The 26,008-nt window shown below is 40.7% G+C and carries 26 protein-coding genes and 3 pseudogenes; 16 read left to right on the forward strand and 13 right to left on the reverse strand.

The window, feature by feature from the left end; translation table 11 throughout:
• Positions 1 to 90: 90 nt before the first annotated feature.
• The 3 genes from HWY38_RS05080 (at position 91) to HWY38_RS05090 (ending at position 3,875) form a co-directional block, all read left to right on the forward strand.
• Positions 91 to 1,512 carry a glycoside hydrolase family 68 protein gene (locus tag HWY38_RS05080; RefSeq protein WP_014306184.1) on the forward strand — a complete coding sequence of 474 codons (1,422 nt, stop codon included), beginning with the start codon at positions 91 to 93 and terminating at the stop codon, positions 1,510 to 1,512.
• A 61-nt stretch (positions 1,513 to 1,573) separates the two neighbouring features.
• Positions 1,574 to 3,133: a glycoside hydrolase family 32 protein gene (locus HWY38_RS05085; protein ID WP_088005528.1), complete on the forward strand. Its 1,560-nt coding sequence runs from the start codon at positions 1,574 to 1,576 to the stop codon at positions 3,131 to 3,133.
• Between the two features lie 79 nt (positions 3,134 to 3,212).
• Positions 3,213 to 3,875, forward strand: coding sequence for a GntR family transcriptional regulator (locus HWY38_RS05090; protein ID WP_088037185.1), 663 nt, complete (start codon positions 3,213 to 3,215; stop codon positions 3,873 to 3,875).
• Between the two features lie 77 nt (positions 3,876 to 3,952).
• On the opposite strand, the gene HWY38_RS05095 is transcribed toward HWY38_RS05090, so the two are convergent.
• From HWY38_RS05095 to HWY38_RS05125, 7 genes are all read right to left on the reverse strand, one after another.
• A complete protein-coding gene (locus HWY38_RS05095) occupies positions 3,953 to 4,462 on the reverse strand; it encodes a DinB family protein (protein WP_088037184.1) in 510 nt (169 codons plus the stop codon).
• A 50-nt stretch (positions 4,463 to 4,512) separates the two neighbouring features.
• Positions 4,513 to 5,730, reverse strand: a complete 1,218-nt coding sequence (locus HWY38_RS05100) for an MFS transporter (protein ID WP_014306187.1) — start codon at positions 5,728 to 5,730, stop codon at positions 4,513 to 4,515.
• 260 nt (positions 5,731 to 5,990) lie between these two features.
• Positions 5,991 to 6,359: a DUF1304 domain-containing protein gene (locus HWY38_RS05105; protein ID WP_004393040.1), complete on the reverse strand. Its 369-nt coding sequence runs from the start codon at positions 6,357 to 6,359 to the stop codon at positions 5,991 to 5,993.
• Between the two features lie 30 nt (positions 6,360 to 6,389).
• Complete coding sequence (locus tag HWY38_RS05110; protein ID WP_057080367.1) at positions 6,390 to 7,028, reverse strand: nitroreductase family protein; 639 nt, start codon at positions 7,026 to 7,028, stop codon at positions 6,390 to 6,392.
• Between the two features lie 13 nt (positions 7,029 to 7,041).
• Entirely contained in the window at positions 7,042 to 7,476 is a 435-nt protein-coding gene (locus tag HWY38_RS05115; RefSeq protein WP_004393037.1) for a MarR family winged helix-turn-helix transcriptional regulator, read from the reverse strand.
• A gap of 137 nt (positions 7,477 to 7,613) precedes the next feature.
• Positions 7,614 to 8,492 carry a YitT family protein gene (locus HWY38_RS05120; RefSeq protein ID WP_015387425.1) on the reverse strand — a complete coding sequence of 293 codons (879 nt, stop codon included), beginning with the start codon at positions 8,490 to 8,492 and terminating at the stop codon, positions 7,614 to 7,616.
• 182 nt (positions 8,493 to 8,674) lie between these two features.
• Positions 8,675 to 9,127, reverse strand: a complete 453-nt coding sequence (locus tag HWY38_RS05125) for a MarR family winged helix-turn-helix transcriptional regulator (protein ID WP_014306189.1) — start codon at positions 9,125 to 9,127, stop codon at positions 8,675 to 8,677.
• 110 nt (positions 9,128 to 9,237) lie between these two features.
• On the opposite strand from HWY38_RS05125, the pseudogene HWY38_RS05130 reads away from it, so the two are divergent.
• Positions 9,238 to 9,621: pseudogene (locus HWY38_RS05130) on the forward strand (GNAT family N-acetyltransferase).
• A 133-nt stretch (positions 9,622 to 9,754) separates the two neighbouring features.
• Complete coding sequence (locus tag HWY38_RS05135; protein WP_004393029.1) at positions 9,755 to 10,621, forward strand: DUF1259 domain-containing protein; 867 nt, start codon at positions 9,755 to 9,757, stop codon at positions 10,619 to 10,621.
• A gap of 181 nt (positions 10,622 to 10,802) precedes the next feature.
• On the opposite strand, the gene HWY38_RS05140 is transcribed toward HWY38_RS05135, so the two are convergent.
• The gene (locus HWY38_RS05140) at positions 10,803 to 11,204 is read right to left on the reverse strand and encodes a carboxymuconolactone decarboxylase family protein (RefSeq protein WP_007615035.1); all 402 of its coding nucleotides are present in this window, start codon (positions 11,202 to 11,204) and stop codon (positions 10,803 to 10,805) included.
• Positions 11,205 to 11,308: 104 nt separating this feature from the next.
• Positions 11,309 to 12,217, reverse strand: coding sequence for a LysR family transcriptional regulator (locus HWY38_RS05145; RefSeq protein ID WP_032875365.1), 909 nt, complete (start codon positions 12,215 to 12,217; stop codon positions 11,309 to 11,311).
• 118 nt (positions 12,218 to 12,335) lie between these two features.
• Between HWY38_RS05145 and HWY38_RS05150 the strand changes: the two genes are divergently transcribed.
• Positions 12,336 to 13,121 (forward strand): 3-hydroxybutyrate dehydrogenase, encoded by a 786-nt coding sequence (locus tag HWY38_RS05150; protein WP_224181397.1) that lies wholly within the window; start codon positions 12,336 to 12,338, stop codon positions 13,119 to 13,121.
• A gap of 303 nt (positions 13,122 to 13,424) precedes the next feature.
• Here the strand turns inward: HWY38_RS05150 and HWY38_RS05155 are convergent, their stop codons facing one another.
• Positions 13,425 to 14,873 carry a PLP-dependent aminotransferase family protein gene (locus HWY38_RS05155; protein WP_224181398.1) on the reverse strand — a complete coding sequence of 483 codons (1,449 nt, stop codon included), beginning with the start codon at positions 14,871 to 14,873 and terminating at the stop codon, positions 13,425 to 13,427.
• A 128-nt stretch (positions 14,874 to 15,001) separates the two neighbouring features.
• Between HWY38_RS05155 and HWY38_RS05160 the strand changes: the two genes are divergently transcribed.
• Positions 15,002 to 15,883 carry a DMT family transporter gene (locus HWY38_RS05160; protein WP_224181399.1) on the forward strand — a complete coding sequence of 294 codons (882 nt, stop codon included), beginning with the start codon at positions 15,002 to 15,004 and terminating at the stop codon, positions 15,881 to 15,883.
• A gap of 133 nt (positions 15,884 to 16,016) precedes the next feature.
• Positions 16,017 to 16,588 (forward strand): annotated as a pseudogene (locus HWY38_RS05165) (HD domain-containing protein); the annotation flags it as partial.
• Between the two features lie 4 nt (positions 16,589 to 16,592).
• Here HWY38_RS05165 and HWY38_RS05170 read toward each other — a convergent pair.
• Positions 16,593 to 16,805: pseudogene (locus HWY38_RS05170) on the reverse strand (PLP-dependent aminotransferase family protein); the annotation flags it as partial.
• 407 nt (positions 16,806 to 17,212) lie between these two features.
• Positions 17,213 to 18,046: a hypothetical protein gene (locus HWY38_RS05175; RefSeq protein ID WP_224181400.1), complete on the reverse strand. Its 834-nt coding sequence runs from the start codon at positions 18,044 to 18,046 to the stop codon at positions 17,213 to 17,215.
• 144 nt (positions 18,047 to 18,190) lie between these two features.
• On the opposite strand from HWY38_RS05175, the gene HWY38_RS05180 reads away from it, so the two are divergent.
• The 8 genes from HWY38_RS05180 to HWY38_RS05215 all read left to right on the forward strand — a co-directional run bounded on the left by HWY38_RS05180 (position 18,191) and on the right by HWY38_RS05215 (position 25,029).
• Positions 18,191 to 18,766, forward strand: a complete 576-nt coding sequence (locus tag HWY38_RS05180) for a hypothetical protein (RefSeq protein WP_224181401.1) — start codon at positions 18,191 to 18,193, stop codon at positions 18,764 to 18,766.
• Between the two features lie 10 nt (positions 18,767 to 18,776).
• Entirely contained in the window at positions 18,777 to 19,214 is a 438-nt protein-coding gene (locus HWY38_RS05185) for a hypothetical protein (RefSeq protein ID WP_025650109.1), read from the forward strand.
• A gap of 102 nt (positions 19,215 to 19,316) precedes the next feature.
• Positions 19,317 to 20,123 carry a hypothetical protein gene (locus tag HWY38_RS05190; protein WP_025650110.1) on the forward strand — a complete coding sequence of 269 codons (807 nt, stop codon included), beginning with the start codon at positions 19,317 to 19,319 and terminating at the stop codon, positions 20,121 to 20,123.
• Positions 20,110 to 20,922, forward strand: a complete 813-nt coding sequence (locus HWY38_RS05195; protein WP_224181402.1) for a hypothetical protein — start codon at positions 20,110 to 20,112, stop codon at positions 20,920 to 20,922. Before HWY38_RS05190 ends, HWY38_RS05195 begins: the two co-directional genes overlap by 14 nt.
• 14 nt (positions 20,923 to 20,936) lie before the next feature.
• Entirely contained in the window at positions 20,937 to 21,608 is a 672-nt protein-coding gene (locus HWY38_RS05200) for an ATP-binding cassette domain-containing protein (RefSeq protein ID WP_025650112.1), read from the forward strand.
• The gene (locus HWY38_RS05205) at positions 21,601 to 22,107 is read left to right on the forward strand and encodes a hypothetical protein (protein ID WP_224181403.1); all 507 of its coding nucleotides are present in this window, start codon (positions 21,601 to 21,603) and stop codon (positions 22,105 to 22,107) included. The genes HWY38_RS05200 and HWY38_RS05205 overlap by 8 nt, the downstream gene beginning before the upstream one ends.
• Positions 22,108 to 22,593: 486 nt before the next feature.
• A complete protein-coding gene (locus tag HWY38_RS19225; protein WP_224181425.1) occupies positions 22,594 to 22,791 on the forward strand; it encodes a restriction endonuclease in 198 nt (65 codons plus the stop codon).
• A gap of 168 nt (positions 22,792 to 22,959) precedes the next feature.
• Complete coding sequence (locus tag HWY38_RS05215; protein WP_224181404.1) at positions 22,960 to 25,029, forward strand: thioredoxin domain-containing protein; 2,070 nt, start codon at positions 22,960 to 22,962, stop codon at positions 25,027 to 25,029.
• Here the strand turns inward: HWY38_RS05215 and HWY38_RS05220 are convergent.
• Positions 25,026 to 25,922, reverse strand: coding sequence for a CPBP family intramembrane glutamic endopeptidase (locus HWY38_RS05220; protein WP_046560183.1), 897 nt, complete (start codon positions 25,920 to 25,922; stop codon positions 25,026 to 25,028). The two genes, HWY38_RS05215 and HWY38_RS05220, sit on opposite strands and share 4 nt — an antisense overlap.
• Between the last annotated feature and the right edge of the window lie 86 nt (positions 25,923 to 26,008).

Consider the following 26,008-nt stretch of genomic DNA (forward strand, 5'->3'; position numbering starts at 1 on the left):
TTTTTTCTGTAACAAACCTGTCATCCATGAATGCAGGAGGATCGAATCGGCAGATCGCAAAAAAAGGTACATACAAAAGGAGACATGAACATGAACATCAAAAAATTTGCAAAACGAGCCACAGTTCTAACTTTTACGACTGCACTTCTGGCAGGGGGAGCGACTCAAGCCTTCGCGAAAGAAAATACCCAAAAACCTTACAAAGAAACGTACGGCGTCTCTCATATCACACGCCATGATATGCTGCAGATCCCTAAACAGCAGCAAAGTGAAAAATACCAAGTGCCTCAATTCGACCCATCAACAATTAAAAATATCGAGTCCGCGAAAGGACTGGATGTGTGGGACAGCTGGCCGCTCCAAAACGCTGACGGAACAGTAGCTGAATACAACGGCTATCACGTCGTGTTTGCTCTTGCCGGAAGCCCGAAAGACGCTGATGACACATCCATCTACATGTTTTATCAAAAAGTCGGCGACAACTCGATCGACAGCTGGAAAAACGCGGGCCGTGTCTTTAAAGACAGCGATAAGTTCGACGCCAACGATGAAATCCTGAAAGAACAGACACAAGAATGGTCCGGTTCTGCAACCTTTACATCTGACGGAAAAATCCGTTTATTCTACACTGACTTTTCCGGTAAACATTACGGCAAACAAAGCCTGACAACAGCGCAGGTAAATGTGTCAAAATCTGATGACACGCTCAAGATCAACGGAGTGGAAGATCATAAAACGATTTTTGACGGCGACGGAAAAACATATCAAAACGTTCAGCAGTTTATCGATGAAGGGAACTATACATCCGGCGACAACCATACGCTGAGAGACCCTCACTACGTTGAAGACAAAGGACATAAATACCTTGTATTCGAAGCCAACACGGGAACAGAAAACGGATACCAAGGCGAAGAATCTTTATTTAACAAAGCGTACTACGGCGGCAGCACAAACTTCTTCCGTAAAGAAAGTCAGAAGCTTCAGCAAAGCGCTAAAAAACGCGATGCTGAATTAGCGAACGGCGCCCTCGGTATGGTAGAGTTAAACGATGATTACACATTGAAAAAAGTCATGAAGCCGCTGATCACTTCAAACACGGTAACTGATGAAATCGAGCGCGCGAATGTTTTCAAAATGAACGGCAAATGGTACCTGTTCACTGATTCACGCGGTTCAAAAATGACGATCGACGGTATTAACTCAAACGATATTTACATGCTTGGTTATGTATCAAACTCTTTAACAGGTCCTTACAAGCCGCTGAACAAAACTGGTCTTGTCCTGCAAATGGGTCTTGATCCTAACGACGTAACGTTCACTTACTCTCACTTCGCAGTGCCGCAAGCCAAAGGCAACAATGTCGTGATCACAAGCTACATGACAAACAGAGGCTTCTTTGAGGATAAAAAGGCGACATTTGCGCCAAGCTTCTTAATGAACATCAAAGGCAAGAAAACATCCGTTGTTAAAAACAGCATCCTTGAACAAGGACAGCTTACGGTTAACAACTAATAACAACAAAAAGAAAATGCCGATACTTCATTGGCATTTTCTTTTATTTCTCAATAAGATGGTGAATTCAATCATGGCACGAAAATGGCCCGTTGTAATATTGATCTTTTTGGGTGCGTTCCTGTTTGTCGGCTTACTGCCGAACAAAAACCACAATTCCTCTGACACAAACAACACGGAGCATAAGAAGGATTACCGGGCGGCGTATCATTTTACGACTCCGGACAAATGGAAAAACGACCCTCAAAAGCCCATTTTTTTCGAGGGGAAATATCATTACTACTATCTTTATAATCGGGATTACCCGAACGGCAACGGCACAGAATGGCGGCACGCCGTATCAGAGGACTTGGTGCACTGGACGGACGAAGGCACGGCTATTCCGAAATACACCAACGAAAACGGCGATATCTGGTCCGGTTCTGTCGTCATTGATAAACACAACACCGCGGGCTTCGGCAAAAACGCGCTGGTCGCCGTCACAACGCAGCCGACAGCCAAAACAAAAGCCCAGGAACAATATTTATGGTACAGCACGGATAAAGGAAAAACGTTTACTTCCTATAGTGATCAGCCCGTTATGAAAAACCCGGGAACTAAGGATTTCCGGGACCCGAAAGTGATCTGGGATGAACAGGATGACAAATGGGTGATGGCCATGGCCGAAGGAGAAAAAATCGGTTTTTATGAATCACCCGATTTAAAAAATTGGAAATACACGGGCGGTTTTATCACTCAGCAGATCGGCCTCATCGAATGCCCCGACCTTTATATGATGCGTGCAGATGACGGCACAGCCAAGTGGGTTCTGGGCGCAAGCGCAAACGGCAAACCCGCAGGCAAACCGAATACGTACGCGTATTGGACCGGAAACTTTGACGGGAAGGAATTTACCGCCGATCAAGAAGAACCGCAATGGCTTGATTACGGCTTTGACTGGTACGGCGGCGTCACATTTGAAGACGGTAATAGCGAAGATCCGCTGACAAAACGCTATGCGCTGGCATGGATGAACAATTGGGATTATCCGAATGAAACACCGACACTAAAAAACGGCTTTAACGGCACGGATTCTATCGTCCGTGAAATCCGTCTTCAGCAACAGGACGGCGGCACATACAGCCTTGTGTCAGAGCCGATTGAAGCATTGAACCAATTAACTTCTTCAACTGACAGCATAGAACACAAACAGGTGAACGGTTCAGAGACACTGCCGATCAAAGGTGATACATATCAGCTTGATATGGATATCGCTTGGTCAGATATCAAAAATGCAGGCGTCAGACTCAGAGAATCAGCAGACCAAAGCCGGCATATTGATGTCGGTATTTCAGCAGAAGACGGCTGTGCCTATGTGAACAGATCGTTTACAGACCAGCCTGATAAAACCGGCGCATACGTCGAAAGCAAAGCTCCATTTGACGGAAACAAAGGGCGCGTCCATCTGAAAATTCTAGTGGATAAAACCAGTATTGAAGTATTTGCAGACGACGGAAAAACCGTTTTGACAAATGAAGTGTTCCCAAAACACGAAGATCAGGGAATCACGCTCTTTTCTGAAGGCGGCTCCGCTGACTTTCAGCATATTGAGATGAAGCATCTCGGTTCGATTCATTCTTAGACGTCCCTCTTCATTTCTAACCGGCGCCCGGACTGTGGTAAAATGCAAATATGTATACTACGATTCATGAGGTGTTCCATTGGATAATCAAAACAAAGAACCTGTGCTGAAAAGAACCATCATGCGGGACGAAGTGTATCGCACACTCAGAAACTGGATCATAACGGGCAAGCTCAAACCGGAAACAAAGTTAAAGGACAAGGATTTGTCGGAAACATTGGGAATCAGCCGCACCCCGATACGGGAAGCCTTATTGCGGCTGGAAGATGACGGCTTGGTGATAACAAAAGCGAACAGATGGACACTTGTCGCTCCGATTGAGTTAAAAGAAGCGGAAAACTTGTATTCCATCGTCTGGACGCTTGAGAAACTCGCATTGCAGCAAGCCCTCCCGCGTATGGACGATGCCGTGATTCAAGAATTGAAACAGCTGAATGAAAATCTTCTTCAAACGATGAAAGACGGCGATAAAATGGCCGTTCTGGAAGCGGATAATGCATTTCACCATCGCATCATTCTGCTTGCGGACAACGCTGAACTTCACAAATTGCTAGTAAGCCTGAAAGTCAAAATTCAGAGACTGGAAATCCGCTATTTCAGTGAAAATGGCGCTTTAAACAGATCATATAATGAACACTCTGATATCATTCACGCATTAGAACAGCAAGATGCCGCCGCTGCTTTTACAGCGATTGAAGCGAATTGGAAAAACAGTTTAGAACGGCTGCAAAACATGGCATAGCAAACGAAAAAGCCAAATCACTCATATGATTTGGCTCTTTTACGGATATCACAAGACAGCCGCGTTGGCTGTCTTGTTTACTTTTTGTTTATATATAAATAAATACCGTAATCCGTCGGCACAGAAGCATACCCCATCTGTCTGAGCATGGCTGTTATATTCCCGCGGTGATACGTTCCGTGGTTCACAACATGGAGGATCATATCGGCCGCTGCGGTTTTCATGATGTCACCTGACGGATGCTCTATTTCAAGGGGGAGACTGATATTTTCCTCCTTTTGCAAAAATAGTCGATATCGGTCTGATAATTCCAAAAATAGATCTTCCAGCTCTTCTATCTCTTTAGACAAGATGTCCTCTTTTTGCTGTTCAGCTGATTTCAGCGTATCCTCCAGACGCTCTTCGGAGAACACATCAAACCACCCCTTATCCGACAGATACACATGAGTCAATACACCGGCTATCGACGGAAAGACACTTTGAATCTCCTTACGGTACACATCCTCCGGAAGCTCTTTAAGCCGGGTGAATATTTGCTGATTTGCCCAAAGATGATAATCATACAATTGCAGTGCCAGATGTCCCACATTACCCTCTCCTCTCTCGATATAGAACGTACGTTCCTAATTATACTACACTACATGCCGCTCTGTACCATTTTCTTCATTCGCAGCTGAGAAAATCCGATAAAAGCCGAAATTAATAAGAGAAGGCCTGCGCCAATATAAATAAACCGCACGCCGAATACATCCGAGATAATCCCCGTTCCGATAATGGAAAACATAAAAATGAACTGAACTAAAGCTGATCTCGCCGCTAATATATTGACCCGTGTCTTTTCGGTCGTGATATTTTGAAGTAATGTTTCCTGCGTGAGATCTCGTAATACACAAGCCGGCCCCATACACAGCACCAGAAAAAGGGCCGTAACGGCGCTTGTGATCAGCCCGTAAATAAACGTGAACATTCCATATGCCAAGGCTCCCGTCAGCATAAGCGGAATGAGATGATGCTGAAGCTTACCGGATAACTTATAGATGATCAGTCCGCCGATCATCGTCCCTGCATAATAGACTCCGTTGACATACCCCCACCAAGCCTCTCCTTTATGAAGGACGTCATGCACATAAGTTAAGGACACAGACCCGATCCATATCATGCCTGCCCACGATTCGATCACATCCATCACAATGAGGACCTTGAGCTGTTTTTGCTGAAATAAATACACCCAGCCGCTTGCCGCATCTGCAAAAAGGGAACGTTCCCTGACTGCTGCCGGCGCACACATGCGTACTTGAAGAAACAGAATGATGCCCAACACTGAAGAAACCAATAACATGACAGTGACGATCATTGTATCGCTCACTCCCAGGAACGCTATGATGACGCCGCCCAGAGACCACCCCGCAAACTGAACGGTCTGATCCGCCGCCGATAATAAACTGTTCGCTTTCGCCCTTCGATCAGGAGGAATGATTTCCCCAATCAGCGCGCTTTTTATCGGAGCAAACCATCCGTTGCAAAAAGAAATGCCTCCGATCAGACAAAACAGCAGAAAAAAGAATGCGGATGAACCGGTTTGGATGACAAAAAACAAACAGACTAACAGTGTGATCTGTATCAATTGAGAACTGATTAACAAAGAACGAAGCGTGAACCGACCGGTGACCAGCGGCAAAACGGCGCTGCCCAATACGCGGCATACAATGCTGACGAGCGTCATAAGAGAGGCCATCGCCGTCGAACCGGTTTTTGTAAACAAAAACAAGATGACGGCCATCGTATAAAGTGAAAACCCCAAGTTGATAGCGGTCTGGCTGTATAAAATAGCGTAATACGCTCTCTTCATATTCATCCTCTGCAACCCCACTCCCTGATTATGTAAATCATACCATATTTACCGATCAGCTTTTTTTAAAAAAACAGATTGACATGGAGTCCACTCCATCTATTAGGCTTTATTAGCAGATAGAAGACTTTCAGCAAATAACAATTAAGAAGGGGTGACAGCTGATTTGACATCCCCAATCTATAGTGATGTATATAAGAAATGATTTTCAAAACAGAATAAAAAAAGAGGGCTTCCTTTCCGGAAGCCCTCACTCACTCCGTCTGCTACGCCAATAAAAGAAAAATAAGCGCTAAAACAGCCGGAAGTCCTTGTTTTACGATAATTGATTTGTTTGAAGTAAAGCCTCCGAAAATGGCCGCGATGACCACACAGATGACGAAAAACATTTGAATCATATGGCCAATCGGATCAGCTCCGAGGATCAGTCCCCAAATGAGGCCGGCAGCCAGAAATCCATTATACAGACCTTGATTTGCAAACATGACCGCCACATTCCGATCACCTTCTAAATGCTTCGGCAATTTGAAAGACCGCTTGGCAGCCTTCGAATTGATAAAAAACATTTCAAGTATCATGATAAATATATGTTCTAAAGCTACAATTCCGACGAAAACAGCCGCAATTATGTCCACTGTCCCTCTCCTCTCAGCTTCACTTCAACCTTATTTCCATTGTGCGATTGTTTCGATAGGAAGACGGTAGGAAGCATATCCTTCGTCTGCCGCTTTTCCGATTGATAACAGCATGACCGGTACATAACGCTCTTTATCCATTCCGAAAACCTCGGCAATCTTTTCTTTATCATAGCCGCCGATCGGGTTTGTATCATAGCCGTGCGCGCGTGCCGTAAGCATCAGCTGCATGGAAACGAGACCTCCGTCGATCAGAATCGTTTCACGGTTCACTTGCTCCGGCAGTTTTTCAAAATGCGCCGTCAACGCAGCGATTTGTCTGTCTTTTACTTCCTGCGGCATGTAGCCCAGTTCGACCGCTTTTGAATAAATTTCTTCTAAATAGTCATCACTGTTCATATCTGCGAAAACCGCGATCACCGCAGATGATGTGCTGACCTGTGTTTGGTTAAAGCTGGCAAGCGGCGCGAGTTTTTCTTTTCCTTCAGGGCTGTCAATGACGAGGAAACGCCATGGCTGCGCGTTGACTGAAGACGGCGCTGTCGTTGCTTCTTCCAATATTTGAGCCATTTCTTCTTTGCTGATTTTTACGGCCGGATCGTAGTTCCGAATGGAACGGCGGCCTTTCATAATGTCCATAAAATCGTTTGTTTTCAGTTCTGTTTTCATGTGTAAAACACTCCTATGCTTTCATATTTTCTATATTATTCTGCATCTGTGACAATACGTTTTTTAACATACTGCGTTCTTCCTCGCTGACACCGGCAAGCATTTCCTTTATGAAACGCTCCTTCTCCTTTTTGGAAGCCTCAATTCTCTCCCGCCCCTGATCAGTAAGCCGGACAAGTATAATTCGGTTGTCCTCGGGCTTCCGCCTTCTTGTGACCATTTCTTTGGCTTCAAGCTGTTTCAAGTGTCTTGTCACAGCTGCGCCGTCAATATTCACCTTTTTCTGAAGATCGCTTTGGCTGATCTCATCGACGTAAAAAAGCACGGCGAGAAGCTCAAGGCGGGATTGGCTGATTCCGGTGCACGCTTCAAACTTCGTGCCGATCACTTTGTGCAGTGATTGGAGCTGATACAAAATCTCGCCTTCCTCTGAACAACATGCTGTCAAAACCCATCCCTACTTTCTTTTGCGCAATTAATTGACTAGTCAATGTTTGATGTATCAATAATATACATCCGTTATTCTTTTTTTGCAAGTGTTTTCTCCTTTTTTAAAAAAAGCTGCCGGTGAACGGCAGCTCCTTCTTAATGATTATGGATTTTTCTGAAATTACTGCCTTTTACTTCAGCGACATCATATACCGTCACAAAGGCTTGATTATCAATGTCATTAATAATTTCCTTCAGTTTGGTTTCTTCCAAACGGTTGATGACACATGTGATTTCTTTGAATTTTTCATGAGAAAAACCGCCGTATGCTTCTTTATACGTAGCGCTCCGGCCCAATTCTTCACGAATGGTCTCTACCATTAATGCAGGCTCGTTGGTGATAATCTGAAATGTTTTAGAACCGCTTAAGCCTTCCTCAACCACATGGATCACCTTGGATGCGATGTAGTAAGCAATGACGGAAAGCAATGCGCCTTGCAGCCCGAATACAAAAGAAACAAAAATAAACACAAACATGTTTAAAAATAAAATGAGATCGCTCGTGCCAAACGGCAATTTCCGTGACAGAAGCACAGCCAGCATATCAATTCCATCTAAGGCGCCGCCGTTGCGCAATGCCAATCCCATTCCCAAGCCGAGAATAATCCCGCCGACAACGGTGATTAACAGGGTATCTCCCTCAATGATAGCCGGCGTGTGGTGGAAAAAACTCGTGCCCGCGGCAAGTGAGACAATACCGATAATTGATAGAAACGCAAAACCTTTCCCGATTTGCTTATATCCTAACCAGACAAACGGTATATTAATCACCGCAATCAAGATCCCAAGAGGCAAATGAAAGAGCTGTGAACCGACAATGCTGAGCCCGGTTACACCGCCGTCAGATACACTATTCGGAATCAGTACGGTTTCCAGTCCATACGCGGCAATAATTCCGCCGATGATGACCATGATGGCCCGTACGATTGATTTGGCTCTGAATTTCTTACGTCTTTGTTTTTCGATTGTACTCATATCATTCCCCGCTTCAATTATTTTGTCTTATTTAAATATACCATAATTGATACTTTTCGTTAAAAATAAGCCTATCGGCTAGTTGAAGCAGGAACCGAGGAAGGAGATTTCACAGATAACGTATCCATTTATGACTTTAATCATTCACAACGCAATCATTCAGTAAAAGGAATTATCATCCATTAATAGTCTCTTTTGTTTCCCTTCTTCACATATTCCCAATCATGCTCTATATTTTTTCTCACCCGCTGAAGAAGGCTGAAAATGGTTTCTTTTTCCTCAGACGTAAAGCCGGACAGGGCTACTTCCGCAGAGTGCTCTCCTTCTCTTTGCAATAACGGATAAACCTTTCTCCCTTTTTCGGTCGGGAAAAGTTTTTTTATTTTTTTATTTTGATCATCAGGACGCTTTTCAACAAATCCTTGTATTTCCAGTTTTTTGATCGCTCTCGCCGCTGTTGTTCGATCAACTTTAATCATTTCCGCCAGTTTTTCCTGTATCACTCCCGGGTTTTCACATATACGCACAAGATAGAGATACTGCCCTTTTGTTAAGTCTAATTCTTTAAATTCAATATTGCTGATGGAATCCAATGCCCGTGCGATCATGCCGATTTCACGCAAAATATCAGTCATATCTTTTCAAACCCTTCATGTTTTTGTTGCACTTGCAATATAAATGTTTTGTCGTTACTTCTATAAGACCACAAGCAAGCGGTGCAGTCCAGACTAATATGTGAAAAGGGTTGGTTGATCATGAGGATACAACAGAAATTGATTTACAAGCAGCGCTTGAGATTAGAAAAGCAGTATTCATTGAGGAACAGCAAGTACCTGAATCCGATGAATTTGATCAGTTCGATGCGCTTGAGGAACAGTGCGGGCATGTCTTGGTTTATCATGAAAATCAGCCTGCCGGCACAGGACGCGTCCGCATCGTAAACCAAACAGGCAAGCTCGAACGAATCTGCATCCTGAAACCTTACTGTAAATACGGGTTGGGCAAAGTAATCATAAGCGAATGAGAAAACATGGTAAAAGAAAAAGGCATCACCCAATGTAAACTGAATGGACAAACACATGCGGAAGGCTTTTATCACATCTTAAATAGTCCGATTAAAATCTATTAATAATTAACAGTTGAAGAGATGGTGAAAAAAGCTGATTCTCTCTATTATGGACTCCTGCCGCGTTACATTTTTTCTATCTTCACATATCTTTACTATTAAGTACGTTTAAATTGATTTCAGGAGGAGATATGAAGTGGAAGAAACGAGTATGGAGCCATCACGACTCTGCAAAGAATTTGCAAGAATTCTCAATTCAACGCCCAGTGTCGTAAATGGCGTATGTACGGCGACAAGATTTCGAAGCAACATTCACCCGGTGGTACTCGGAAGAAGAGCCGAGGCATTTCCTTTTATTCCTCAGGCCTTTTCATTTGAGAGCATGGACTCGGAAGGCAGAGCCTTATGTTTAGGTGAGACTGTTTTACTGCAAGAAGAAGTGAACCCATTAATGAGTGAACTGCGCAAATTCGGTATCATCGTAACTGCCGTTCATAACCATTGGCTGTTTGATAAACCGCGTCTGATGTTTATGCATTTTGAATCAATTGACAAACCTCTCAATTTTGCAAGAAAAGTAAGAGAGGCCCTAAGAGTTCTGACTGCTAAAACTGTGCGTGCGGTACCAAAAACTGACGGGGAAATGATTGAACGGCATGGTCTTTGTGACGAATTCAACGATATTCTGGGCGGAACCATGCATACGTTTGAAAATGGAATTTGTACAGTAATGAGATCACGAACGAATATAAAACCGGTTGTACTGGGACGGCCCGGAAGATCATTTTTGCTCATTCCGCAAATGTTTTCATTTGAATCAATGACAAAAGACGGCCGTGCTCTTTGCAGCGGAGAAACTGTAATTCTGCAAAAAGAAATCAATCCATTTATCAGCGCTCTTCGGAAACATGATCTGATTGTAACGTCTCTACACAATCACTGGCTGTTTGATAAACCGAGACTGATGTATATTCATTTCGAAGCGATTGATAAACCTGTCAACTTCGCCTTAAAAGTAAGAAATGCTTTAAAAGTGCTTACTGATAAAGAGGTCGAAGGTTAGCATGTTTTGAAGTATCAAAAAGCGATTAATATAATCGCTTTTACATATGATCAACCGAAAAACAAAAAAGAGGTCAGACATTTTAATGTTAAAAAACAGCCTTATAGGCTGTCGTTTTGTGTATATTCTACTGATGAGTTTTTACTAAATCATCGCGCATTCCATACAAGCTCTTTATTTCTCAATGGCTTTCTACATGTCGTTGTGCAAACACCTTCTTAGCCACTGAAAGAGCATTAAGTACACGCGGGAAGCCTGTATAAGGAACCAATTGGGTGATACTCTCTACAATCTCAGTCGGTGTTAATCCGGATGTAAGCCCTGTATTGATATGAAGTTCAAGCTGCGGCTCGGTTCCTTGCGTTACAAGGGATGAAATGGTAACAAGCGCACGTTGTTGATTGGTTAATCCCGGCCGTGAATATATATCTCCGTAAGCAAATTCTATAATGTACTTACTTACATCTGGAGCGATATCTTTCAAGTCTTCAGAAATCTTTAAATGCGTAGAGATTTTATCATCGCTTGTTAAAGTGTACTCCATTAATTTGTCTAAACCTTGTTGGTAACGGCTTTGATCCATTTGAATTTCCTCCTGAAAGGTACTTATTTTCTGACATAAGATAATATATCGCAGCCCTCTCTAACCGTAAAATACATAAAAACTATAAAAACCATTCATTTTTTTCATGAGTTATCTTGATTTACGTAATTACTCTTACAAAAAAATGAAATATACCGGATAAATTCGCGTACTGCGTGTGAAACGTATTTACCTTTTTTTAAAATAATCGCCACTTTCCAAGGAATGGATGGATTGACAATGGAGATTGCCTTAACTAAACTTTGATCAGTCTTTTTCACTATAGACTGAGGGAAAATGGAGATACCTAGTTCTTCTCCAATCATTTCGCTGATAAAATCCCATTGAGAACTTTCATAAACGATATTTGGACGAAAACCGGCTCTAATACACTCTTGAATAATCCGATCGTGAAGAGAAAAATCTTCACTAAACAGGATGAAAGGTTCATTTTTCAAGTCTTGCATTTCCACAATCTCTTTATGAACAAGCGGGTGAGCGGAATGAACGAAGAGCATCAGTTCTTCATTAAGCAATGGAATGATATCAAACTGCTCTTCGTCCACTGGTTCAATAACCACTCCAAGATCCAGTACCCCATCTTCAACCTCCTGTTTCACCTTGTTACCCCCATGTTCTATCAGCTTGATGTTCACATCAGGATACAATTGTTTAAATCCTTTAATGATTTTAGGAAAAAACAAGACACCGATAAGCGGCGGTATTCCAATTTTCACTTTTCCTTTTTTTAAATGTAAAAGATCGTATAAGTTCGTCGACAAGTCATCTATTGACTTCATAATCATTTGGCCTTGCTCAAATACAATTTCGCCTGCATCTGTCAAAGCGATTTGTCTAGCTGATCGATCAATGAGCTCAACCTTTAATTCCTCTTCCAAACTTTTAACCATCTTACTTAAGGCAGGCTGTGACAAATGCAGATTTTCTGATGCCTTAGTAAAACTGTTGGATTTAGCAACTTCAAGAAAGTATGTGATTTGGCGTATATCCATCGTATGATCTCCATTCCATAAGTTTAACGAATACATAATATTCTTTTTATTCATTTTACTTATACAATTGCCGGGTGTAAACTTTTAGGAGACCAAAATGTTTCCTGGAGGGGTTACTATGAGTAAATTATTAGAAAGTAAAGTTGCTCTTGTTACAGGCGCGGCTAGCGGAATTGGTTTAGAAATTGCACGTGAATTCGCTAAAGAAGGCGCAAAAGTGGTAATTTCCGATTTGAACGAAAAAGCCGTGCATCATGCAGCTGAGGAACTTAAGGGGCAGGGATACGAAGTCCTCTCTGCAGTTTGTGATGTAACAAACGAAGAACAAGTTGAAAAAAGTTTCTCTAAGACACTTGAAACCTTTGGGCGATTGGATATTCTGGTAAACAATGCGGGGATTCAGCATGTGTCGGATATAGAAAACTTCCCGACTGATAAATTTGAATTTATGCTGAAATTAATGCTTACTGCTCCTTTTAGTGCGACAAAAAGAGCGTTCCCTTTGATGAAAAAACAAAAATTTGGCCGCATCATCAATATGGCTTCCATAAATGGTTTAATTGGTTTTTCAGGGAAAGCAGCTTATTGCAGCGCTAAACACGGTTTGATCGGTTTAACTAAAGTATCAGCATTAGAAGGAGCGGAATACGGAATTACTGTCAACGCCTTGTGTCCGGGATATATCGACACTCCATTGGTGCAAAACCAGTTACAAGATATTGCAGAGACTAGAGGCATTTCTATAGAAAAGGTGTTTGAAGAAGTCATTTACCCCTTGGTTCCTCAAAAACGTTTGTTAACCGTGCAAGAAATCGCTGATTACGCAGTATTCCTCGCCAGTGACAAAGCTAAAGGAGTTACAGGGCAGGCAGTCGTAATGGACGGCGGTTATACAGCCCAATAATCTGAATTTCATCTGCAGGAGTCATAGCGCTTTGGATTAAATGATTTACTCTTCAAGAACCAAGCCGCTGTTCTTCTAGGAGAGACATAGCCATACAGATTGAAGTTTGAATAAAAACAAGGAGAGCAGAAATTAACCTTTTTTTACATTTTGCATCTTAACTTAAGAAAAGCCGCTTTGTTAGCGGCTTTTTTACTGGTTTTTATGAGGTGAGATGAAGCCTTTGAAAAAGCAAAACGCGAAAACAAGCCGGTTCTTGTCATTGATAGCATGTCTCTTTCTATTAAAGTAATTATGATAAATTTATCTGCTTGCCAATTCCTTAATCATCAAACCCAATTCATAAATTCCCTTTTGAAGGTCTTCAAGAGATGCATAAGCATATGATAAGCGAATATAATTCCCTTTTTCTTGAGCATAAATACTGCCGAGATTGAGAAGTATCCCTTTTGTCAAAGCTTTTGTATAAAGTAATTTCATAGATAGTGAAGGCAATATTTTGACCCAGACAAAGAATCCTCCCTTCGGCATATTCCATGCAGCGACATTCTTCAAATTGGTTTCTAAAAGACTCATGACCAATTGTCTTCTCACCTTTAATTGACTTCTCACCTGTTCTAGATGTTGCTGGTATTCACCGGATGTAAACCACTCTGCCGCTACTCTCTGGGATAACGAACTGGAGCCGTAATCTGTTTGCATTTTTATGTCGGATAAACGTTCAATCACTGGTTCCGGACCGACGATCCATCCAATCCTCAAACCCGGACTTAATGTTTTCGATAAACTGCCTATGTAAAGCACATGCCCATTTTTATCAATTGTTTTAATAGGATCTGGAGGAATCTCATCTATCCATAACTCACGATAAATGTCATCTTCAATAATGGGAAGCTGTGCATTCTCACTTGCCGCAAGGATTTCTTCTCGTCGCCGTTCTGACATTAAAATACCTGTCGGGTTATGAAAACAGGGATTTGTATATAAGATAGCCCTCCCCCGCTCCCCCCTTGCCATGTGGATATGTTCCGGCAAAAGTCCATCATTATCCATAGGAACTCCAGTCAGCTTCATCCCGGCTGACTGAAATACATGCAGCGAATAAAGATAAGACGGCTGATCGAGAAATACGGTTGATCCCCTTTGTAAAAGCCCCATTGATATAAGCTGTATGGCTTGCAGTGCGCCCGAAACAATAAGAATGGAAGAAGGAGAAGCTTGAATCCCGATTGTTCTTAAATAGCCGCTTAATGCCTCTCTCAAAGGCAAATATCCTTTTGGTTCCTCATATCCGAATGCCTCTATGTTTTGAGATACCTTTCCCATCATCTCTTTCATAGCAGCTAAAGGAAAAATCTCCTTTGAAAGTTCTCCTTTACTGAGCTGTATAAGATCGGAGTTTGATTCTGATTTATTGATCTCTTGAACGATTTTTTGGCTTGGCTGCTGGATTCCAGAGGTTACATACTGATCCCAATCAGGGGCGGAATTCTTAGCCAAAAGTGTCCATGTATTGTTCGTAACAACTGTCCCTTTGCCCATTCTGCCTTCGATTAATCCATCCGCCATCAATTCCTCTAAAGCTGTAATGACTGTGCTCCTATTCACCTCAAAGTGTTTGGCAAGCGTGCGCTGGCTTGGAATCTTACTTCCAATCGGCCATTCTCCATTTCCTATTTTCTCTTTTATAAATTGAATGATTTGTATGTACTTAGGAAGCTTTTTCATCTTTTTTTCTTCTGGAGCGCTCATAAAAAGTATCCTCCTTAAAGTGGTTGGGTCAAAATCTATTTAACTGGTTGAAGTCATCTCATCAAATCTTTATTAATATAGAAACACATTAAATAACTGGTTGGTTTTTGTAAAGAGGAGTGAGAAAGATGCGAAAGAAAACAGTTCGAATCGGCATATCTTACAGTCTGATGATTGGATTGTGGGCATCAGCTTTCCCGGGAATTCGCGCGGGTTTGGAGAGTTACACACCGGAACACCTCGCTTTGTTTCGCTTGTTGATTGGGTCAATGGCACTGGTGGTTTTTGCTGTTTTGACTCATATGCGTTTACCTGACATGAAGGATATCCCTGCTATTTTATCTTTAGGATTTTTAGGTTTTGCACTATATCACATTTTGCTGAATATCGGAGAAAAAACAGTCAGCGCAGGGGTAGCAAGCTTACTCGTGACCATGACACCTATTTTTTCTGCAATGTTATCTCGTCTTTTTTTTGGTGAACATTTTGGGCTTTATAAATGGATTGGCTCTATCATAAGTTTATTGGGTGTGTCGATCATTTCATTTGGGGCAGGAAACTATATAAATTCAGTGAACGGCATTTTGTTAATCCTGCTGGCAGCTTTTTCGGAGAGTATTTATTTCGTTTTTCAAGCCCGCTATATAAAAAAATATGGATTTATTCCATTCGTTACATTCACTATTTGGGGCGGGACATTGCCAATGCTGGTATTTCTTCCGGGGTTATGGGGAGAAGTTGTTCACGCATCGATGAATTCCACATGGTCTGTCGTTTACTTAGGCTTATTACCCACGGTTATCCCTTACTTTGCACTTGCATACGTCACTTCACTCGTCGGTGCTTCAGAAGCAGCCATTTCACTTTACGCAACACCCGCTTTATCCTTACTCATTTCCTGGATTTGGATAGGGGAAGCCCCCGCCTTTATTTCTCTTTTGGGCGGAGCAGTCACAGTCGCCGGGGTGTGTTTTATCTATTTGGAAGCAAATATAATCAGGCTCAACTGAATTTTTCAGAATTGTGATATGTTAAGTATATCAATATTAAAAGGAAGAAAATCCATGATGCGATAGGTTGCAACTTCTTTGCCATGCTTGACTTTCAGTTTCTGCAATTAGCGCATAAAGGGGTGTAAGGAAAATGAAGATAACAGATAGTGTTTATGGCGAATTCTTGGAGAGCTTATTTTCAGTCATCCAGTGCAAAGACTAAAAAGGGTTTACCAAGGAGGAGCAAGTTATTTTGTAAATCAAAAGTGGAATGTCACGAGGTATGAACATTCCATAGGCGTAATGCTCCTCATAAAAAAACTTGGCGGTTCTTTAGAAGAACAAATCGCAGGTTTACTTCACGATGTATCTCATACTGCATTTTCACACGTTATTGATTTTGTGTTTAACAATAAAAATGAGAATTATCACGAAAACATTTTTCAACAAATCATAACTGATTCAGAAATCCCTCATATTCTTAGTAAATATGAATTTAATTATAAAGACATTCTATTAGACAACTCTAATTGGAATTTGCTCGAACAGCCAGCCCCTGAGTTATGCGCTGGCAGAATCGATTATACCTTAAGAGATATGTATCGGTACGAAAACATCACAATGGAGGAAGTTGATCATTTCTTAGATCATCTAATAATTAAAGAAGGAAAAATATACTTAAAAGATATAAAAACTGCTGAATGGTTTGTAGGAACTTATTATCATGTTCTAAGTGTTGCTGATATTGATCGGATATAAACCACTCCCGCTGCAACCTTTGGGATAATGAACCTGGATCCGTAATCTATCTGCATTTAATATCCTGGTTCGGCCCCACTATCCATCCAATTCTTAACCCCGGAGTTAAAATTTTCAATAAATTTCCCAAATATAAAACATGGCCATTCTTATCCATTGTTTTAATATGCATCGGCGGGAGGATATACTTCCCGTTGATATAGATGATGTGCCGGCAGCCTTTTTTGCAATTAACAGTTCCGTCGCTTTTTACCGACTATTTCAAAGTCATTGTCCCAAAAGATGAAGACGGCATGGGGGATACTTTTATCCGTGGTTTCTTATTCGAATTGACGTTGTAGGGTATAGCTTTTTTATTTCACACTTCATACAAGAGTATAATCATGGGTTGCTTGTCATTCGCCAATGTAAGTATTGTTCTGACGGATTCAGAAAAGGGGGATACAAAAGGCTCCAGATACACAGCATGTGCTGAATTTTTATTTCAGCAAGTCGAAGATCCAGTTTTAAACCAAGGAAAAAAGTTTGATAATAAATTCAAAAGCTACTTTAAATTTCTAGACCCCAGATTAGTGTGTTTAAGATATATTATTCCATTTTTGCATCAGATATCAATTCACACTTTGATAGATATAAACCTCCTCCAATTAAGAGGGTAATACAAACAGTAAGTATTGTGACTAATGAAATACTAATAGAAACAACAGGAGAGAAACCAAATAAAGGATGTCTAATCAACATGCTTTCATTTCCAAGTAATATCGGGCTATCTGAAAAAATTGAGAAAAACAAAATACAGCTACAAATTACGAAGCTATAAATTGTTTTAAAGATTAACGAAAAAAATGCAAAAATAAAAGTAATGAGAAATGTTCCGCCTATATTTAAAACAATAGAATAAATAATTATTTGACTATAGGATAATTGAAATGATGAGTATCTCAAAATGCTTTCGCCGTAAACTGTCAACTCCCATGTTGTACCCCCACTCAATTTCCAAACAACCCAAGTTAAGGACAATAATGATATGTAAAACACAATGATTACAGTACAAGAAAAAAACAGCTTGCTTACCCATAATTTGAATATTGATTTTGCTCTGATCCTGACAAAAGCACTGTGAGCAAATAGATCATCCTTTATGTATGTGTTGATCAATATTGCCCCGCTTAACTGAAATAGTAACCACCCAAAAGGAAACTCAAATGTATGTTGTTGGACAAGTTCAAAAGGGACACCTAAAAAGGTTTTACCAATGAGATCCCAAAAGGCAATAGAACTGTCAGGTATGTTAGTACGAAGAAAATACAGAGGATAAAGAAAATTCAATAGCGCAATCATAAATAATATAATGAAAACCCTGGTGGTTTTATTAACTCCAAGGGCCAAGTCCCTTTTAAAAAGCAAGAATAAACTATTCATAAAATAAATTCCTTTCCTATAAATCAACTAGGTATTAGCATAACACAGCATTTGAAATAAATAAATTAAAAGGTATTATTTTCTTTTAATATATGTTATAATCATTTAGTACCGGTACAAATTAAGGGTTTTTTGGAGAAGAAAGTGAAAAAAATATTTTTGGTTTATTTTAGTCTAATTGCTATAACTATGCTTAGTGCATGTCAAACAAACAAATACAATAACGTAATAAAAGATAAAACCCCAGATCCTTCTATAAGGATTGAAGATTTGGATAACAACAATAAAGAAAGACCGAATATTTTTTATTTTGATACCGAACAAGGTCGAAGTTTATTCGAGGTTGTATTTTGGAATAAGTTGGAGGGTAATCATTATTATCAAGGCCAAATAAAAAATAATGATGTGAGAATTGATAGGGTTTTTAAAGGCAAGAAAATAGAAGTCGGACCGCTTCCTAAGAATTATGAACTGGCGATGACCTTTAGTCAGAAAGAGCCGTTTCCGTCAACCATATTGGGAAAGGTTAAAGATGATAAAGGACATACATATAGTTGGAAACAGTCTTACGAAAGAGAAGATGCAGACCATGATTATTTAATCAATTTGCCTAAATTTAAAGGCAAAAAAGCAAAGATAGCGCTAAGAATGATTTGGTTAAATAAAAATGGTGATTGCATCGGCGTTGCAGATAAATTTTTTATTTTAGAAAAACAATAAGGAGAAACACATGATAAAGAAGCTAATAACTACACTAACTTTAGTACTGGGATTATCTCTTTCTACTATAGGAATTATGCATGCTTATGCAGGAGAACCAACCGCAAACTATAAGAATGCAGATTATAATTTTCGGTTTCTAAAAGGAAACCCTTATGACGAAACCAAATCCAGAACAAAATTTACTGATTCTTATTATTATATGTTTAATACAGAAAATAATACTTCTTATGAAGCTTGGGCAAGATCTCGCGGAAAAGATGTTTCAGGCGGGCACTATTATACAATAAAGAAAAACTACTATGGAAGAAAACTACTATGGAACTTGGCTGTTGAAAACACATGGTTTGGCTTGGGAACACCTTCTGTTACAATAGGTGCAAAGAAAAATGCAGCTGGTCATGCATATGGTAAGTGGAGTCCTGATTATGATCCAAAGAGTCCTTGATGAGATCAGAAGACTGAAATTATGAAAAAATCATATGAAAGTCGGCGACTCAGGTTTTTCTGAGTCGCTTCTATATTTAATAAAAGCGAGAGAAGGAAATTTATGTTTTATTTACTGCTATTTCGATTACTAAAACGACCGTCTTTTTATGTCTCATTGGCAATTGGAGCAGTTTTGGCCACGGCCTATTTTTGGACAGAGGAAATGCCATTAACAGAACATTTGGAACTAACTGGAGGGGTTTCTTTTACTCCCTATACAAAATGGATGGGGATAGGTGGAATCTCCGATTATCCGGCTCTTTACATGTTCTTGCTCCCAATTCTGGCAACACTTCCATTATCGGATCTTTACGCAAGAGATCGTTCAACTGGGTTTATTCGTTTTTTAATGATCCGAGGCAAGCATACACAATACTTTTTCAGTTTATTTTTCATTAATTTCTTAGCTGGAGTCGTGACTGCCATTTTTCCTCTATTGTTAAATATCTATTTGTCTTTTATGAAACTTCCAAATATAAGGCCTGATAGAGCTATTAACAACGAGATGCCCTTGGCATCTGATAATACCTTCTTTCCAGAATTATATTATACACATCCCTTTGTTCATATGATGTTATATGTAATTATCATTGGCATTTTTTCCGGCATGTTTGCAAGTATAGCTTTGGGAGCGGGAATGTTTATCAAAAGATCATTTATAGTTTTACTTATACCCTTTGCAAGTTTATACATAATTAACATGCTGCTTTCAACGATTGGCCATCAAGAAATGATTTCAACCAGCTTTTTGCAGGAACAGGCTACAGATGGTGTTAGTTTGAAGAGTCTTATTTTACACTTGATCGTTGGGTTCATCTTAGGTCTTTTACTATATATTCTAGGAGCTAAGAAAAATGTTGTTCGTTAACGAGCTTCGTTTTGTTTTAATAGATATGTGTCGTCATAAAAGGCGTTTAAGCTTTTGGTTCTTGTGTTTTTTGCTTTGTATAGTATATCTGGTAAAAGAAGGTGTTCCGCAAGTAGGGATAATGGGACCGCCTCAGGCGCTTAATTTATTTTTCTCTTCCTATACATTTGCCTTTCCAGTGTTGCCCCTGTTTTTAATGTTCCTTTCTTTCGGGGTACTGCCTTTTTTTGATTCAGTCCGTTTTATTCGTTATCAAAAACGAGAGAGAGTATTTTTATCATTATTATCTCGTGTTTTTTGGATTTGTTTAATGTTTACCATTCTGTATCTCGTTGGCGGAGTCCTTCTCGGCGTTTTTCTGTCTGGAAGATGGGATAATGTATGGCTATCGCCAGAAGGGGCTCCTTATTTTTTATATGGCAATAAATTACCTTTGGATCAATACTATTCATCGAATGTGATGATGGTTAGATATATCATTACAAGCTTATTGTTGTTTCATATGATTGGACTATTTGCAGTCGTTTGTTATGTGTTTATTAAGAAGTACATATACAGCTTTATCATTGTCACATCTGTGGTCATTCTTGATAAGATGCTTCATACTTACTTTGAGTTTTCTTTAATTAATGACCCGATTTCATTAGAAATGACGTCTTGGCTGATACCCGGATTATTTTCAGAAATGATTTATTTAATTGGCGGTTTCGGGATAATATTTGCTGTAGTTCTATATATATGTTTAATCAACCAAGATTATTTTAATGAATACAGCATCGATAATGAAAAAGAACTTTGATTGAGGTGAAACTCGTGTCAGAAGAATATATTAAAGTTGAAAGTGTAAACAAAGTTATCAAAAAGAACATTGTTCTTAAAAATATAAATTTATCTTTGAAAAAGGGAATGATATATGGATTTCGTGGACCTAATGGGTCTGGAAAAACAATGTTGTTTCGTGTGTTATCGGGATTGGTGAAACCAAGTGAAGGCAAAGTAATTATTGATGGAAAGGTATTACACAAAAATATTTCTTTTCCTGAAAGTATCGGAATATTAATTGAGTACCCTGGGTTTATTCCGGAATATACTGGTTTTGCAAACTTGAAATTGCTATCTATGATTCAAAATAAAATCAATGATCATGAAGTTTCTGCTGTAATCTCTCGTGTGGGTCTTGATCCAAATGACAAGCGAAAGTTCAGAAAGTATTCACTCGGCATGAAACAGCGCTTGGGGATCGCTCAAGCGATCATGGAAAATCCGGAGTTGCTTATTTTGGACGAACCGACTAATGCTTTGGATGAAGAAGCGGTTAAAACAGTACACCAATTGCTATTATCATTAAAAAATGAAGGAAAAACAATTCTGGTTGCAAGCCATGATAGAGAAACGCTTCAAAAGATTTCTGATATTATTTATGATATTGAGTCTGGGAAAATTGTTAAAGAAACTATGATCGATAAGGAAAAGAAAAATGACTAGAAAAAAAATCATTTTAGTAACGGTCGTTTTTTTTATTTTTTTCATTTTGATCAGCTTATTTCGATACCAACAAGTGAATGGGGAGTACTCCAACTATAAAGTAACCGAAAAAAATGTTACCACGAATGAAACGTTTGAGTTTCTAAAAATATCTCATACGTTTAGAAAAGCAAAGAAAATTAATACAATTGATGAAATGAGAAATAAAGTAACAGAGTATCGTATCCCAATCGAATTAAAAAATACGACAAAAGATAAGCTTACACTTCACCCTGAATTTTACAGAATGATGAGAGGTGAGGAAGAAACTGAGACAATAGACTTTATTGATAATAAGACAGGGGAAAAAATTTCGGATTTAAAACCCTATCAATTATTAAATGGAACGGTAACTTTCACATTTTTAAACGATAGTGAGAATAAATATCAGACTGTTGATCTTCATATTATTGGAAGTGATGGAGTGTCAGTACAAAAGTTTATTGTAAAAGTTTATTAGTTTCGTTAGCAGTATGATGTTTTTAGGCTAAAGACAACGACAGCTCTATCTTTTGCTGTCGTTGTCTTTAGTATGCTATGCTCTTTTCTCAAACAACTTCGCACTTTCCACAACAACATTCACAGCTTTCACCATATTGTCGGCGGAAATATATTTTGTATTTGCCGTGAAGTTTGCCCGCAGGTATTAAGATATTTGTGGCAAGGCCCCCCATGTATACAGCTGGGAGCCGTCTGTTCCGCCGCGGATTAGTTTGAAGATAGACTCGATGTCCAAGTTTTTCATCGCCTGAAAGGTAATGTCGAAGATCAACTTTTACAGGTTCGATTTTTTTCTCTTGTTGTAATACGGTCATTTATCTCGACATAAATTCTGTCTTTGCCATATTGCGCCCTCAATTCATGCAACACATCCAAGTCAATAACCCCCTATCATCCTAATAGACAATATAATATCTTCTATACTTGTTCATAGCACAGAATAAGTATTGAATGTAAAAGACACAAAAAGAATGTAGATGTAAAAAGGGCAAGAGCATTAGGGGAGGCTCTAGCAAAAGCAACAAGTTTGATTGTTAATAAAGGTTTCACTAAGGGGGCTCTAGAATACGTAAGGGATAAGCCAACGTTGGAATTAATAGGAGGCCAAGAATTAATTCATTTCCTTGAGGAAAATTTGGAGTAACTGGTTTGACCTTTATACCTAGTTGTATAAAAGAATTAGCCCAGATAAAATAAAACACAAAAATAAGAAATGACTGAAAAAGCACAATCATAAAGCTAGGTACATGTTTCTCAACACACTGAGAAATATAATTATGATTAATTAATTTAAGAGAAATCAGGTGAGCCCATGCCAAACAAAAGTAAACCCAATAGATTAATCACGGAGAAGTCCCCCTATCTGCTCCAACACGCCCACAACCCCGTAAACTGGCACCCTTGGGGAGAAGAAGCCTTCGAAAAAGCAAAACGCGAAAACAAGCCGGTTCTTGTCAGCATCGGCTATTCGACTTGTCATTGGTGCCATGTAATGGCTCACGAGTCCTTTGAGGACGAAGAGATCGCCGGTATATTAAACGATAAATTCATAGCCATCAAGGTTGATCGTGAGGAGCGGCCTGATGTAGATTCCGTGTATATGAGAATCTGCCAGCTGATGACGGGGCAGGGCGGGTGGCCGCTGAACGTGTTCGTCACACCAGATCAGAAGCCGTTTTATGCGGGGACGTATTTTCCGAAGACGAGCAAATTTAACCGTCCGGGCTTTATTGATGTGCTTGAACATCTGTCCGAAACGTTTGCGAATGACCGGCAGCATGTCGAGGATATCGCCGAAAACGCCGCCGCTCATCTTGAAGTCAAGATTCACCCGGCTGAGGGCATGCTTGGCGAACAGGCTGTTCATGACACGTATCGCCAGCTGGCCGGCGGGTTTGACACGGTGTACGGCGGGTTCGGCCAGGCTCCGAAATTTCCGATGCCGCATATGCTCATGTTTCTGCTTCGCTACTACAGCTATACGGGCAAGGAACAGGCTTTGGCCGGCGTAACCAAGACACTCGACGGCATGGCGAACGGCGGAATTTTTGATCACATCGGGTTCGGATTCGCCCGCTACTCGACTGATAATGAATGGCTCGTGCCGCATTTTGAGAAAATGCTGTATGACAACGCCCTTCTCCTGACTGCCTATACGGAAGCCTATCAAGTCACGGGTAATGAGCGCTACAAACAGATTGCGATGCAGATCGTAACGTTTATTCAGCGGGAAATGATGCATGAAGACGGCAGCTTTTTCTCAGCTTTAGACGCTGATACCGAAGGCCGTGAGGGGAAATATTACATATGGTCCAAAAAAGAAATCATGAATCTTCTCGGTGATGAACTCGGCCCGCTTTATTGCAAGGTGTATAACATCACAGATCAAGGCAATTTTGAAGGCGAAAACATCCCGCACCTCATTTTCACGCGGCGTGAGGCCATCCTCGAAGAGACCGGCCTCACCGGACATGAGTTGGCCGAACGCCTTGAAGAGGCAAGAACAAAATTGCTGGAAGCGCGTGAAAACAGAAGCTATCCGCATACAGATGACAAAGTGCTGACCTCATGGAACGCGCTCATGATTGCCGGGCTGGCAAAAGCCGCAAAGGTATTTCACGAGCCTGACTTTCTCAGCATGGCGGAAACAGCGATCCGCTTTCTCGAACGTCACCTCATGCCGGACGGGCGCGTCATGGTCCGATACCGCGAGGGCGAAGTGAAAAACAAAGGGTTTATCGATGATTACGCTTTTCTCATCTGGGGTTACCTTGAATTGTATGAAGCGGGTTTTCATCCGTCTTATCTGCAGAAAGCGAAAACGTTATGTACAAGCATGCTGAAGCTGTTCTGGGATGAACGGCACGGAGGTTTTTTCTTTACGGGGAATGATGCTGAGACTCTTCTTGTCAGGGAAAAAGAAGTTTATGACGGAGCCGTGCCTTCCGGAAACAGCGCGGCTGCCGTACAGCTGCTTCGTCTCGGCCGCCTGACGGGTGATGTATCACTGATTGAAAAAGCCGAAGCGATGTTTTCCGTGTTCAAACGGGAAATAGAGGCCTATCCGAGCAGCAACGCTTTCTTCATGCAAAGCGTACTGGCACACACAATGCCCCAAAAAGAAATCGTTGTGTTCGGAAGGAAAGATGACCCGGACAGAAAACGTTTCATTGAGGCGCTTCAGGAGCATTTCACTCCCGCCTATACGATTCTCGCCGCAGAACATCCGGATGAGCTTGCCGGCATTTCTGACTTTGCCGCGGGTTATCAAATGATCGATGGGAAGACAACGGTCTACATTTGTGAGAATTTCGCCTGCCGGAGGCCGACGACGGATATTGATGAAGCGATGAACACCTTACAAATCAGCAGCAGAGCCTAGGCGGCCTGCTGCTTTTCTTTTTTCACAAAACGGAATGCGAGCCATGCGAAGATGATGTTGATCACCAGAGTCGATATGCAATCGTATATTTCATAGCCGCCGGCTGCTGTTGTAAATATCGACGGAATGCCGCCGTATACCGAATGATCCTCTGTGAGAAAGATAAATAAAAACATATTATTGGCAGCGTGACCGCCAAGGGACATCTCCAGACTGCCCGTTTTAATCGTGATAAAGGTCCAGATCATGCCGATGGTAACATATCCGATTCCCGCCCAGAGAGCTCCATTTTCCATCTCCGGATTTCCGAAATGAAGTGCGCCGAATAATCCGCCGATAATGACCGTCAGAACCACCGCGTTTGCCGTCAATTTTCCGGCAAACTGAAGCAGAAAACCGCGAAAGAGAAATTCCTCCGCAGAGGTTTGAATCGGCACCAACAAGACGGCCGCCGCTAACAGCAGCAGAAAACGTGAAGCATGGAATTCCTGAAGCGTGAAACGATCCGGATGAATTAAAAAATCAATCAGCCCCGCGACAAACATCAGCACAACATATGTGCCGAATCCAAAGAAAATTCTCTTCCAGTTCAGCGACTGATTCGGTGTAATGATGGATAAAAACCGCCGCTTCATAATGAAACGAACCGCTATCCAAATGCCCGGAATCGCTATGAAATAGACGATATGCTGTAAATAAATATCCGCCAGCGGGTCACTTAATGCCGCCTCATCCCAATTTATCGTCAGTGAAGGATTGAAAGCGGACGTGAGAAACATATAAAACACGGTCAGTATGCTTCCGAAAAAGAACAAACCCACAATGAGCAACAGAGAAAGAAGATATCTCGATACACTATTTCTTCCCTCTGCGGGCCGTACAAACGTATTCATATTTATGCATCAACTTCCTTTCCTTCAACATTTTACAATATAAACAGAAACAGATATAGAAAATGTTATATATTTTAAGAAGAAAG

Source organism: Bacillus sp. KS1 (genome assembly GCF_020075515.1).
Classification (GTDB): domain Bacteria; phylum Bacillota; class Bacilli; order Bacillales; family Bacillaceae; genus Bacillus; species Bacillus velezensis.

Bases quoted from the DNA above. Each gene is read 5' to 3' on its own strand.
- HWY38_RS05080 (WP_014306184.1), top strand. From the start codon at position 91: ATGAACATCAAAAAATTTGCAAAACGAGCCACAGTTCTAACTTTTACG.
- HWY38_RS05100 (WP_014306187.1), bottom strand. From the start codon at position 5,730: ATGAATATGAAGAGAGCGTATTACGCTATTTTATACAGCCAGACCGCT.
- HWY38_RS05110 (WP_057080367.1), bottom strand. From the start codon at position 7,028: ATGAAAACAGAACTGAAAACAAACGATTTTATGGACATTATGAAAGGC.
- HWY38_RS05120 (WP_015387425.1), bottom strand. From the start codon at position 8,492: ATGAGTACAATCGAAAAACAAAGACGTAAGAAATTCAGAGCCAAATCA.
- HWY38_RS05125 (WP_014306189.1), bottom strand. From the start codon at position 9,127: ATGACTGATATTTTGCGTGAAATCGGCATGATCGCACGGGCATTGGAT.
- HWY38_RS05140 (WP_007615035.1), bottom strand. From the start codon at position 11,204: ATGGATCAAAGCCGTTACCAACAAGGTTTAGACAAATTAATGGAGTAC.
- HWY38_RS05145 (WP_032875365.1), bottom strand. From the start codon at position 12,217: ATGGATATACGCCAAATCACATACTTTCTTGAAGTTGCTAAATCCAAC.
- HWY38_RS05150 (WP_224181397.1), top strand. From the start codon at position 12,336: ATGAGTAAATTATTAGAAAGTAAAGTTGCTCTTGTTACAGGCGCGGCT.
- HWY38_RS05155 (WP_224181398.1), bottom strand. From the start codon at position 14,873: ATGAGCGCTCCAGAAGAAAAAAAGATGAAAAAGCTTCCTAAGTACATA.
- HWY38_RS05160 (WP_224181399.1), top strand. From the start codon at position 15,002: ATGCGAAAGAAAACAGTTCGAATCGGCATATCTTACAGTCTGATGATT.
- HWY38_RS05175 (WP_224181400.1), bottom strand. From the start codon at position 18,046: ATGAATAGTTTATTCTTGCTTTTTAAAAGGGACTTGGCCCTTGGAGTT.
- HWY38_RS05185 (WP_025650109.1), top strand. From the start codon at position 18,777: ATGATAAAGAAGCTAATAACTACACTAACTTTAGTACTGGGATTATCT.
- HWY38_RS05190 (WP_025650110.1), top strand. From the start codon at position 19,317: ATGTTTTATTTACTGCTATTTCGATTACTAAAACGACCGTCTTTTTAT.
- HWY38_RS05195 (WP_224181402.1), top strand. From the start codon at position 20,110: ATGTTGTTCGTTAACGAGCTTCGTTTTGTTTTAATAGATATGTGTCGT.
- HWY38_RS05205 (WP_224181403.1), top strand. From the start codon at position 21,601: ATGACTAGAAAAAAAATCATTTTAGTAACGGTCGTTTTTTTTATTTTT.
- HWY38_RS05215 (WP_224181404.1), top strand. From the start codon at position 22,960: ATGCCAAACAAAAGTAAACCCAATAGATTAATCACGGAGAAGTCCCCC.
- HWY38_RS05220 (WP_046560183.1), bottom strand. From the start codon at position 25,922: ATGAATACGTTTGTACGGCCCGCAGAGGGAAGAAATAGTGTATCGAGA.